This is a genomic window from Streptomyces sp. CA2R106 (assembly GCF_037034245.1).
In the GTDB taxonomy this organism is placed as follows: Bacteria; Actinomycetota; Actinomycetes; order Streptomycetales; family Streptomycetaceae; genus Actinacidiphila.
On record NZ_JBAGKC010000015.1, the window covers coordinates 118,132 to 129,869 of the forward strand.

7 protein-coding genes and 2 pseudogenes are annotated in these 11,738 nt (G+C 73.3%); 4 read left to right on the forward strand and 5 right to left on the reverse strand.

The features are described from left to right. Nucleotides 1-31: 31 nt before the first annotated feature. Entirely contained in the window at nucleotides 32-1,504 is a 1,473-nt protein-coding gene (locus WA788_RS21645; protein ID WP_335979793.1) for a glycosyltransferase, read from the reverse strand. Next, complete coding sequence (locus WA788_RS21650) at nucleotides 1,501-1,668, reverse strand: hypothetical protein (RefSeq protein WP_335979796.1); 168 nt, start codon at nucleotides 1,666-1,668, stop codon at nucleotides 1,501-1,503. Before WA788_RS21650 ends, WA788_RS21645 begins: the two co-directional genes overlap by 4 nt. A gap of 290 nt (nucleotides 1,669-1,958) precedes the next feature. Here WA788_RS21650 and WA788_RS21655 point away from each other — a divergent pair. Continuing rightward, a pseudogene (locus tag WA788_RS21655) lies at nucleotides 1,959-2,907 on the forward strand (DUF389 domain-containing protein). A gap of 88 nt (nucleotides 2,908-2,995) precedes the next feature. On the opposite strand, the gene WA788_RS21660 reads toward WA788_RS21655, so the two are convergent. Continuing rightward, nucleotides 2,996-7,159: a S53 family peptidase gene (locus WA788_RS21660; RefSeq protein WP_335979798.1), complete on the reverse strand. Its 4,164-nt coding sequence runs from the start codon at nucleotides 7,157-7,159 to the stop codon at nucleotides 2,996-2,998. A 159-nt stretch (nucleotides 7,160-7,318) separates the two neighbouring features. On the opposite strand from WA788_RS21660, the gene WA788_RS21665 reads away from it, so the two are divergent. Continuing rightward, nucleotides 7,319-8,293: a helix-turn-helix domain-containing protein gene (locus WA788_RS21665; RefSeq protein WP_335979800.1), complete on the forward strand. Its 975-nt coding sequence runs from the start codon at nucleotides 7,319-7,321 to the stop codon at nucleotides 8,291-8,293. A gap of 35 nt (nucleotides 8,294-8,328) precedes the next feature. On the opposite strand, the gene WA788_RS21670 is transcribed toward WA788_RS21665, so the two are convergent. Continuing rightward, entirely contained in the window at nucleotides 8,329-9,810 is a 1,482-nt protein-coding gene (locus tag WA788_RS21670; protein ID WP_335979802.1) for an FG-GAP-like repeat-containing protein, read from the reverse strand. Between the two features lie 600 nt (nucleotides 9,811-10,410). Here WA788_RS21670 and WA788_RS21675 point away from each other — a divergent pair. Together WA788_RS21675 and WA788_RS21680 are read left to right on the forward strand one after the other, a co-directional pair. Beyond that, nucleotides 10,411-10,875 (forward strand): MerR family transcriptional regulator, encoded by a 465-nt coding sequence (locus WA788_RS21675; RefSeq protein ID WP_335979804.1) that lies wholly within the window; start codon nucleotides 10,411-10,413, stop codon nucleotides 10,873-10,875. Further along, nucleotides 10,872-11,357 (forward strand): carboxymuconolactone decarboxylase family protein, encoded by a 486-nt coding sequence (locus tag WA788_RS21680; protein WP_335979806.1) that lies wholly within the window; start codon nucleotides 10,872-10,874, stop codon nucleotides 11,355-11,357. Before WA788_RS21675 ends, WA788_RS21680 begins: the two co-directional genes overlap by 4 nt. Before the next feature lie 10 nt (nucleotides 11,358-11,367). Here WA788_RS21680 and WA788_RS21685 read toward each other — a convergent pair. After that, a pseudogene (locus WA788_RS21685) lies at nucleotides 11,368-11,586 on the reverse strand (FCD domain-containing protein); the annotation flags it as partial. Nucleotides 11,587-11,738: the final 152 nt, after the last annotated feature.

An 11,738-nucleotide genomic window follows, 5' to 3' on the forward strand; every position in this document is an offset into this window, starting at 1 on the left:
CCCCGAAGCAAGCCGGTGGTCGCGATGCCGGTCAGTCGGACGCCCGCGGTGCGGCCCCCGCCGCGGTGCGGTGCGGGCCGGAGGGCAGGGGCACCGCGCCGTCTGCGTACACTTCCACGGTCTCGCGGGTGAGCCAGCCGGTGCGGGCGCAGGTCGCCAAGCCGTACCAGCGCACGGCGCGCAGGACCGTGAGGCTCCACAGGGTCATCAGGGGGGCGCAGGCGAAGACGAGCAGTCGGGTGCGGAGTCGTTCGTTGTCGGGGCGGATGGCCAGGTAGCGCAGGCTGTGGAGGTAGCCGAGCGCGATGGGCATGAGGAGAAGGACCGCCAGCGGGGCTGTCCTGCTGATCGGTTGCAGGAGGATGAACCAGGTGAAGACCGCGGCGGTGGCCAGGGTGATGAACCAGTTGAGTGCCTGGTTCCAGAAGGCGTAGCCCTTGAGCGGGAGGTACCTCACGCGCCAGAAGGAGCGGATCGCGGAGCCGCGCATCCAGCGGATCTGCTGGCGGAGGTGGTGGCTGAGGTTCTGCGGCATGGTGGCGCGGGCGTACGCGGTCGGCTGCTGGACCGTTTTGCCGCGGAGCTTGGCCAGGAGCGTCAGCAGGGAGTCGTCGGAGAAGGTGACGGGCCGCCCCATGAACGTCTCATTGAGGTAGGCGTCGGCGTTGTCCCGCAGCACCTGCGCCCGGTAGGAGGCGCAGCCCCCGGTGTTGACCACGACGGAGCCCAGGACCGACTGCGCGGAGCGCTCGTTGAGCTGCCAACTGACCGCGTACAGGTCGAACAGGCGGGTCAGCCAGTTGGTGTGGGCATTGGCCGACAGGACCACGGCGGCCACCGACTGCACCTCGGCGTCCGCGAAGGGCTGGTGCAGTTCGTCGAGCGCGAGCCGGTCGAGTTCGGCGTCGGAGTCGATGGTCACGAAGTAGTCCGCGTCCGGGCTCGCCGCGGCGGCGGTGAGCTGGGCGTGCCGCTTGCCGCGGTTGTCGGTGCGCTGCCAGACGACCCGGACGCCCGCATCGGCCGCGGCCGGTTCGAACCACTCCCGCACGGCCTCGTAGCCGACGCTGCTTCCGTCGTCGGTGACGTTCACCGAGTCCGGAAGCCGCGTCTGGTCCAGCAGGGGCTGCAAGGAGCGCCGCAGCAGCAGCGGGTCCTCGTTGTAGACGGGGATCAGGACGCAGACGTGGGAGGCGTCCAGGACGGCCTGCTGCGCCGGGGACGCCCGGTACGGGCGTTCGGCGTAGGCCAGCAGCGTCTGCCACAGCAGCCACAGGCAGGTCAGGGAGTACAGGAGGACGAAGGGAGGCCGGCCCCCGCCGCCGAGGGAGGTGAAGGCGTCCACCCGGCGCAGGACGAGGTAGCCGAGGGCCGGCGCGGTGACGGTGGCCGCGGCCAGCACGCGGCGGCCGCGCGCGGAGACGGGTCTGACGCGGATGGTGCCGAACTGCCTGGGCACGCGTCGCCGGCCGGTGCCGCTGCCGCGCCGTTCGTTCCCGCTCATGATCCGGCGGGGCGGTTGCGCCGCCACGTGAGCCGCAGCATCACGACACCGGTCACGACGATCGCGGCGGCCACGGCGAGCAGCCACATCTCGCCGACGGCGAACCCCAGTACGGTGACGGTGCCCAGCCCTGCGCCGGTTTTCGCCAACTGCCCCTCAGACATGCGTCTTCCCCTTCGTCGCGGGAGGCGCGCGGTGTGAACGGCTCGGGCGATACCGATCGAGCCCAGTCGGCCGCGCCTTGCTCCGGAGGAGTGCCCCGGCGGGTCGTCCCGGGTGCCGTGCGCGTCGGTCGTTCGTTCCCATGGCCCAGAACTTCGGGGGCGTCGTATGGGGGTCGCGGTGTTCCGCACGAGGCGCGGGTCGTGCCTGGAGGTCGCCTAGACTGCGAGCCGGCAGAACGGCGGCGACGGGTCGCCGCGCCGTCACCGAACGCCCGCAGGAGGCAGGCTCCGTGCTCCAGTTCCGCCTGATCGTCCCCGCGGACCGTACCGGCGCGGCCACCGAGCTGATCACCGCGACCGTGGGCGCGACCCACCTGACCGTGCTCAAGGGTGCCGCCCTGGACCCGCCCGGTGACGTGGTGACCTGTGACGTCGCCCGCGAGGCGGCGGACCCGCTGCTCACCGGGCTGCGCCGGCTCGGTCTGGAGGAGGACGGGCTGATCGCGGTGGACTCCGTCGACATGACGCCTGTCCCGCAGATCGGACGCGGCGGAACGGGCCGCCCCCGGAGAGGGCGCGGACGCGGTGCTGTGGGACTCGATGGCGCACCTGACCGAGGAGGAGTCCACCCTCACCGTCACGTATCTCGCGTTCCTCTCCGTGGCGACGATGCTCGCCGCCTACGGGGTCATGCTGGACAGTTCCATCCTGATCGTGGGTGCGATGGTGGTGGGTCCGGAGTTCGGTCCGCTGGCCGGGATCTGCACCGGGCTGATACTCCGCAGGACCAGGCTCGTCCGGCAGTCGGCCAAGGCCCTGGTCATCGGGTTCCTGACGGCGATGCTGGTCACCGGCGCGTTCGGCGCGCTCCTCGACCTGCTCGGGCTGTTCAGCCGCTCGCAGTTCGACCGGCCGCACCCCGCCACCCAGTTCATCTGGCAGCCGACCGCCGACTCCTTCGTGGTGGCCCTGCTGGCCGGCATCGCCGGGATGCTCTCCCTGACCTCGGCGAAGTCCGGCGCGCTGGTCGGCGTCGCGATCTCCGTGACGACGGTCCCGGCGGCCGCGAACGCCGCGCTCGCCCTGTCCTACACCTCCTGGCACGAAGTGCTCGGCTCCGCATGGCAGTTGGCCCTCAACCTCGCGGGCATCATCGTGGCCGGCCTGCTCACGACGCTGATCCAGAAACAGGTCTGGCACCAGCAGCGCAAGCGCACCGCGGCAGCCGCCAAACGCTGACAGCCCCCGGGACACCCGGGCCCGCGGGCACCCGGGCCCGCGGCATCCGGCCGGGCCGCCCGGACAGGGGCGGCCCGGCCGGGGGCCGTCACCTCATCGCGGCGAGCGCGGTGTCGACGCCGGCCAGCGGAGATCCGAGGCCGGTCACGGTGTCGTACCCGGGGCCCGCGGTGCACTCGGCGCCGCACAGGCCGTTGGAACCCGCGGTGACGTCGTCGAGCCGGGGGCCCAGGGCGTACACATCGGTGTGGGCGGTGTCGCCCTGCGGTCCGGCCGCGGCCAGCGGCGCCTTGCCCGCCTGGGCGCGGAGCTGGTCGGCCGCGCTGATCAGGGCGGCCCAGGACGGCGCGGACAGGCTGGTGCCGCCGACCTCCATCCACACCGGGCTTCCGCCGGCACTCGTGTAGACGGCCACGCCGGTGTTCGGGTCCGCGACGAAGCTGACGTCCGGGGTGGCACGGTACTGCGCGCCCTGCACGCCCTTCTGGTAGGCCGGGCGCTTCTCGAAGTAGCTGAGGCCGCCGCCGGTCGAGGACCAGGCGGTCTCACCGAGGGTGGTGCCGTCGGCGTCCAACTGGAGGCTCGTGCCGCCGATGGCCAGCGCGTAGGGGTTGGTGCTGGAGTAGCCGGCCGGGTAGCCGGCGTCCCCGGTGGACTGGGTGCACACGGAGTCGCTGAGCGCGCAGTGGTCGTCGTAGAAGGACTCCTCGGAGAACTCCGGCATGCCCCAGCTGTCGCTGACGGCGGCCGGGTGCAGCGAGGCGGCCTTGTCGACGGCCTGGTAGAGCCCGGCGGCGGAGGCGTCGGCCGCTTCCACCAGGACGATCTCGGCGTGCGGTGCCACGGAGTGCGCCCACTCGATGTCGAGGGCCTCCTCTTCCTCCCAGTTGGCGTCGGCGGCCGGCCGGGTGCCGTCGGCGTACACCTGCTGGAAGTCGAAGCAGTCGGTGCCGGCCGGGACGCTGTCGCAGGTCTGCGGCAGGCCGAAGTGGCCGGCGAAGTGGTTCAGGTCGTCCTTCGCGGTCGGGTAGTCGTAGGCGTCGACGATGGCGATCTTCTGTCCGGTGCCGTCGCCGGTCAGTCCCAGCCGGGCCTGGATCTGCTGCGGGGTGTAGCCCTTGGTGGGTTCGCCGGTGTCGTCCGCCCGGGCCGCGACGGTCGACTTGACCTCCAGCGACGGGGTGGCGGTACCCGTGGTGGGCAGGGTGGCGCCTGCGAACGGGGTGGCGGCCGTCACGCTGTCGCCCTGGCCGCCCTTCTGCTTGGCGGCCAGGTCCCTGGGTGCCTTGCCGCTTCGCGGCTGGACGGAGCGGGTGGCGGCGCCGGCCGGCTGCGGGGTGTCGGAGACCTGCTGGACCGTCACGCCGTGCGGGTAGCTGTCCACCGCGATCATGTCGGCGCCGAACCCGCCGGTGCTCAGGGTGAGGTCGTAGGCGGCGTTGTCCAGCGGGAGGCCGACGATGTCGGTGGCCTTGCCGCCGGTCAGGTCCACTGCGGTGGCGGTGCCCGCGTACAGCGAGAAGTCCTCGCTGGTGCTGGAGAGGTAGTCGCCGGACTTCGGGAACGGCTGGTCGTACTGCTCAAGGCCGCCGACGGCCCCGACGAACGTCTCCTTCCCGCCCGTGGTGGTGGCGAAGAGGCCCTGCTGGTTGTTCGGGAGCGTCCCGACGTCGTAGGGCGTGCTTCCGTCGGCGGGGTAGACCGTCATCTGGAAGGAGTGCAGTTCGACCAGGCCGTACTTCGCCGAGGCGGCGAAGCCCTGGAAGGTGTTGGCTCCGGTGGAGTCGTGCTCGGAGACGACCTTGCCGGTGGCCGCGTCCACGATCTGCACCCGGTGCTTGCCGGTGGCGGGCTTGTCACCGCCGAAGGCGAACGCCACCCCCGCGCCGCCGGTGCCGGGGATCGCCGTGCCGGCGAAGGCCCCGGCCTGCTGCTGTATCCAGGTGGCCGAGGCGGTATCGGTGTTTGCGGGCTGCTCGCTCCACAGTTGCGCGCCGGTGCCCGCGTCCAGGGCCACGGCGGTCGGCGCGGGGTCGCTCGGTCCGGTGCCGAAGGCCGACCGGGCGCCCCCGTACTCCAGGAAGAGCCGTCCCCGGCCGTCGGTGGCGGGGGTGGAGTAGAGGACCTGCTTGCTGCCGACGCCGACCGGGCGGTACTGCCACGTCCGGGAGCCGTCGGCGGTGTAGGCGGCGACGCTGCTCGCACCGGTCGCGACGATCTCGCCCCTGGTGACGGCCAGGCCGTACTGGAAGGAGCCCGTGGTGATGTCGGCGCCGACCTTGCCGGTGGCGGGGTCGAGCACCGCGAAGCCGTGGGACGTGGCGGCGACGACGTGCGGGGCGGTCCTGCCGTGCCGGTCGGCGACGTTCGCCACCTGGATCTGGTGGACGGCCGCGCTGACGGCGGTGTGCCACAGGACGGTCGGCCTGGCGTTCTTCAGGGAGCGGCCGTCCAGGGCGAAGACACCGTGGCTCTGGCCGCCGACTATCAGGTCCTTGACGCCGTCGCCGTTGGCGTCGACGGACGCCGCGCCGTAGTTCTCGCTGAACAGCGGCAGGTCGACCGCCTTGCCGTCGGCCTTGTCCAGCGTCCAGGCGTTGAGGTCCAGCCCGACGCTGAGCAGACCGCCCCGGTACGCGGTCACCTGGTCGCCGGTCACGTCGCCGTCACGGCGCCACTCGAGAGAGCCGTTCCGGGCGTCCACGGCGAGCAGTTGGGTGTGGTAGACACCCTCCGGCTCCGACGCGCTGTCCGCGACGTTGTCGGCGACGGCGGCGTAGACCTGGCCGTGGCCTGACGCGTCGTAGGCCAGCGACAAGGTGGGCGCGTCGGGGTTGCCGACGGTGCTGGCGGTCTGCCGGGTCCACACGGTGTCGCCGCCCGCGTCCCAACCGGAGATCGTGCTCTGCCCGTCGCTCAGGTCGGCGTTGATGCCGAGTTCCGCGACGGCGTAGCGGGCCTGCTTGCCGTGGGCCTGGCCGTTGACGACGAAGTCCTCGGGGATGGTGTTGTCACGCGAGGCCAGTACGGTCCGCGCGCCGGTGCGCGCGTCCACCGCCGTCAGGTCCCACCGCACCGCGTCGTAGGGGTCGTTCTGCTCGGCGACCAACACCCGGTCCGAGCCCGGGTCCTGCTGGAGGATGCGCGGGTAGCCCGGGGTCCTGGTGTCGACCAGGGCCTTGCCGCCGGCCGTGCTCACGACCAGGACGTGGCCGGCCGCCGGCCTCGGGTTGCCCAGGCCGAAGGGCGTGTCCGTCCAACCGACCGTGATCCGGCCGTCGTTCAGGGGCTCGATGTCCGTCCAGTCGGCCCAGGGCGCGCCGGTGCTGTACGTCCAGGCCTTCTCGGCGGCGACGTCGCCGCTCCTGCGCGCGGTGAAGGAGTAGGCGAGCAGGGAACTGCGGCTGTCCCCCTGGGTGGCCACCGGGTCGTCGCCCCAGTCCGGTCCTGTGGTGTCGGCGACGATCAGCTTGCCGTCCTGTGCCAGGAGCGAGCCGACGTATCCCGGCAGGAGCTGGTGCCACAGCATGCGGCCGGTGCGGCCGTCGAGCACGTTGACGAACGTGCCCGACGGCAGGTCGGAGCCGGGCGAGGTGAAGGGCCGGGCCGGGTACTGGCCCACCGAGTAGGCGACCGCGACGTCCGCGACGCCGTCAGCGTTGAAGTCGGCCTGGGCGAAGGGGTGCCGGCCGGACGACGACGGCTCGTAGGGGTTGTAGCCCTCGGACATCACCGGGGTGAACGCCTGGGGCTGGTAGGAGTTCGCCGGCGCCACCTTCCAGTCGTCGTAGAGCGAGCCGCTGGTGCGCTGCCACACCGGGTCGCCGTGGGCGTCGTAGCGGGTGACGGAGCCGCCGGCGGACAGGGCCACCCAGTCCCCGGTGCCCTTCAGGGCCAGGGTGGAGACGGAGCCGCGCGCGCTCTCCCAGGTCGTGGACTGGTCGATGGCGGTCGTCGCCGGGGCCGCCGACGTGCCGGACGCGGCGGTCGACGAGGGGGCGGCCGTCGAGGAGGGCGCCGTCGACGACGTGGACGCGTCGTCTCCCGACGCCGCCGCGGCGACGAACCCGGAGGTACCGTCGGCGCTGCGGGTGTACTTCGCGCTCAGTTCCGCCAACTTGGCGGCGTTCAGACGCACGGGTCCGTGCGCGGCCGGGGCGGCGTGCGCCGCCGGTGCGGACAGCAGCGCCGTCGCTACCGCCAGGGCAGCGGCCAGTGCGCCGCCGCGTAGGGCTTGGCCTGCGGATCTCATCCGAACCGTCACTCCTTTGTCACCGCGAGAGGGGGTGGCTGTACCTTTCCAGCCAGCCGCCGGTGATGGGGACGAACCCGGTGGCCTGTTCCGGCCGTTGTCCGCAGCAGGCCACCTGTCCGGCGGTCATTTCCGGGCAATGGGACGCAAGGAGCCGCGATGCTGGAGCCGGTCGGACTCGACGAGGTGGCCGAGCGGGCCTACGGGGTGATGCTCCGTGAGGAGCAGCTGACCGTGGGCCATCTGGCCGGCCTGCTCGACCTGGCGCCCGCGCGCGCCCGCCAGGCCCTGGACGGCCTCGTGACGGCAGGGCTCGCGCAGTGCCACCCGGGGCGGCCCGCGCGCTACGAACCCGTCGATCCCCGCACCGGGCTGACCGGGTTGATCCGTGCACGCCAGCGCGAACTGGAGCGGGTCGCCGCTGCGGTGGAGACGTACGCGGCCGACTACCACGAGCGAAAGCTGCGGGCCGATCCCCGTCTGCTCGTGGAGGTCATCGAGGGGCCCAACGAGATAACCCGGCGGGTCGGGTCGCTCGTCAACAGCGCGGAGGACGAGATCCTCGCCTTCGACGCGCCGCCCTACGTCTCACCGGGCGACACCACGTCCCCGTCCGAACGGGCCGCCCTGGAACGCGGCGTGAGCGTGCGCGCCGCGTACGCCACCGAGGTGCTGGCGCTGCCGGAACGGGCCCGGGTGCTGCGGGAGATGATCGCTCTGGGCGAGCAGGCCCGGGTGCTCCCGCGCGTGCCGACCAAGCTGATCGTCGTGGACCGGCGCGAGGCGATCCTCCCCCTCACCGGCTCCGACGCGGGGCAGCGCACCACCGCCGCGTACGTCCGGCGCTCCGGGCTCAGTGACGCCCTGGTGGAACTCTTCGAAGCGCACTGGGCCGTGGCCACGCCCGTCTTCGCCGCCGCCGACGCGGCCGAACCGGTCGATCCCGAGATCTCCCCCGAGGACCGTGCGCTGCTCCAACTCCTGAACGCCGGGATGAAGGACGAGGCCATCGCCCGCCAGCTCGATCTCAGCCAGCGCACCTTCCGCCGCCGCATCGCGCACCTGCTGAACCGGCTCGGCGCGACCAGCCGCTTCCAGGCCGGCACCCAGGCGATGCGCCGCGGCTGGCTGTGAACGGGGGGCGCGCGGTACGCCGGACGGAGCGGGGTTCAGCCCCCGAAGTGCGGGCTGGTGAAGGAGGAGCCGAAGCCCGGTTGGGAGGCGTCGAGCGAGGTCACTCCGGCGGTGGGGCCGGAGATGGTGGTGGACCCGACGGCGGAGGGCCCCGCGGCGGCGCCCCGGGCGGTCCAGACGCAGCCGGCGGTGTCCTCGCCGGGGACGCCGACGACGACCTCCGCCCTGCCGTCGCCGGTGAGGTCGGCGAGGTGGACGGCGGCGCCGAAGGTGTCGCCCTCCTCGGCCACACCGGGCACGTCCGCGGTGTTCTGCTCCCAGGCCGCGGAACCCGTGCCCGTCAGGCCGGCGGCCGAGCCGCGCAGCAGCGTCACCATGCCCGCTTCGGCAACGGTCCCGATGGCCTCGTCGGGCGCGCCGACCAGCACGTCCGCGAAGCCGTCGCCGTCGGTGTCGCCGACGCTGAGCGCGTAGCCGAAGCCGTCGCCTCGCTCGCCGGCGCCGGGTACGTCCGCGGTGTCCTGGGAGAGGACCTGCGGCGTCCGACTGGAGGAGATACCGTCCGGGCCGCCGTAGAGCACCTCGATCTCACCGCCCACGTGGGCGGCCGACGGGTCGCCGGCGTCGTCGTCGTACGAGCCGGTGACGAGGTCGCCGTAGCCGTCTCCGTTGACGTCCCCGATCTGGCCGGTCAGGCCGTGCGCGAGGGGGAGGCGGGTGACGCCGGACAAGGTGCCGGTGCCGTCGTCGGTGTAGACCGGGCCGCGCCCGTTGCCGTCCTCGAGGCCCGGCAGCCAGAAGAGTTCGGAGGTGCCGTCGCCGTCGACATCACCGATCACCGCTCCCCTGCTCTCGCCGCTGATGCCGTCCCGGACGGCTGCCGACCGGCCGGTGCGGGTGAAGGGGCCGGTGTAGACGACCCCCTCGCACTGCGAACCGACGGCGACATCGGGGGCGCCGTCACCGTTGAGGTCGCCGACCGCCAGGGACTCACCGAACCGGCATGACGTCCGGCCGGCACCGTACCCGGAAGGCGCGGACAGGGTGCCGCCGCCGGAAAGGCCGTTCGGCCCGCCCCAGATGACGTTGACCGTGCCGCGGCCGACGGCGTCGCCCACGCCCTCGTCGGGCGTGCCCACGATCAGGTCCGCGTACCCGTCTCCGTCCAGGTCCGCGCTCGCCGTGGCGGCACCGAACCCGTCCCAGGCCTCCGGCTCCCCCGGAACGCCCTCGCTCGCCTGCGTCACCACCGTCCGGCGGGAACCGCTCGTCCCCGACGCCGAGCCGTACAGCACGACCACGGCGCCCGCGCTCTCCACGCTCCCGTCCGCGGCGCTGGGCGCCCCCACGGCCAGGTCGCGGTACCCGTCGCCGTTGAAGTCGTCCTGCACGGCGGCGGTGTTGGCACCCTTGTAGGCCACGGTCGGCGTGGCAGCCCCGGCCGGCACCGCCGGTCCGGCCACCGCGCCCGCGGCCACCACGGCCGCGGCGGCGACTCCCACCAAGAACCTGCGCACGAACTCCCACCCCCAGGGACATACCCCTTGATCGATCGGGAGATCATACGGCCTACCAAGCCGGCACGGTGTCGATGGGGCCGCGGTCTCGCCCATCCCGCCTTCGCCCCGCACCTCGCCGGGACGGACGCGGGTCCGTGCTCCGACGAGGTGCGGGTCGCGACTGTCAGCCCACCGCGCTCGCCCGCTGGGCGGCGGTCAGCTCCCAGGGACGGGCGGCGGGCCGACGCCGCCGCCGCTGGCCCCCCTCGGCACCACCGGCTCGACGGCCCCCGCGCCGCCCCCTTCGACCGCGACCGCGCCGAAGAACCCGGGCGGGGCCTTCCCCTTCCACTCGGCGGCAGCGGGAGCCACACCGGAGCACAGCGCGGACGACCCGCGCGGCGCGGTCCGGGTGGCGGGCGGCCAGAGCCCGCCGGCCCGCCGGGTGAGCCCAACTGACGGCGCCCGCACGGCCGTCCACGCCCACCCCACACCACCCGCGGGGCACCGGCGCCGCCACCGGTTGCCCGAAGGCCACGACCGGCCGAGGCACACAGGGCGGTGCGGCACGCGTGGGGGTTTGCGTTTGAGCGCGCTCACACCCCTACGGTCCGGGGTATGGAACACGACGAAGCACTGCGGCAGGCCCTGCGCCTGGCGGTGGACCCGCCCGGCGGGGTCTCCGCGGAGGCGCTGCGCGAGCTCGCACGGGACGACGACGCGGCCGAGTGGGACATCGCCACCACCGCGGAGCACCTCGGGGTCAACCCCCACACGTTGCGGTACTACGAACGGATCGGGCTGGTCCGCGTGCCGCGGGACTCGGCCGGGCACCGGCGCTACGACGCGGCGGCGGTCCGCCGGCTGGTGTTCCTGACCCGGATGCGCACCTCGGGCATGCCCATCAGCGACCTGCGCCACTACGTGGAGCTGGTCGACCTCGGCCAGGACACCGTTCCCGAGCGCATGGACATGCTGCTGGAGCACCGCGACACGCTGCGCTCCCAGATCGCCCAGCTGCAACTCGCCCTCGCCGCCACCGAGTACAAGATCGCCACCTACCAGGAAGGCCCCCGGCCATGACCGCCGCCACCGCCCAGTCCACCGCCCAGGCCGCCGCCGAGCCCACCGCCCAGCACGACATCGACAGCCCCGAGAGCCTCGCCCGGCGCCGCCACGGGCAGTCCGTGCTCTCCCGCATCGACGGGCACGCGGGCGAGGCGGTCATCGACTCCCTCGCCGACATCAGCCCGGCCCTCGGCCACCACGTCGCTGCCTTCGCCTTCGGCGACATCTACGACCGGCCCGGCCTCGACCCGCGCAGCCGCCAACTCGTCACCCTCGGGGTGCTCACCGCCCTCGGCGGCTGCGAGCCCCAGCTCAAGGTGCACATCGGCGCCGCCCTCAACGTCGGCATCAGCCGCGAGGAGATCACCGAAGCGCTCCTCCACGCCGCCGTCTACTGCGGTTTCCCCCGTGCCCTGAACGCGACTACCGCCGCCCGCGAGGCCTTCGCCGACCGCGACCGCGACGACGACAGCAACGACAGCGACGGCACCCGCTGACCCCCCGGCGGGACCAGGCGGCGCTGGAGACCAGGGCGGTCTGGTCGCGCAGCTCGTCGAGGGACGTCACCAGCAGGGGGTTGCCGCACTCGGCGTACAGGGCGCGGTGGAAGGCGCGGTTGGCGAGCGAGCGGTCGGCGGCGTCCTCGGCACGGTCGGCGGCGTCCAGCGCGGCGGCGGTCTCCTCCAGCGCGTGCCGGGAGTGGGTGGCGCGGCCGGCGGCCACCGGGGCGCAGTTGACGGTGCATCACCCATTCAGCCGGCGACGGTACGACGGAATACAGGCGTCCGCTCCCCGCCGCTGACCGCGCCGTTTCATATACGAGACAGTGCCGTTCGGGGTCGGCGGAAGGGACGTCGGAGACGGCTGCGTTTCCCTCA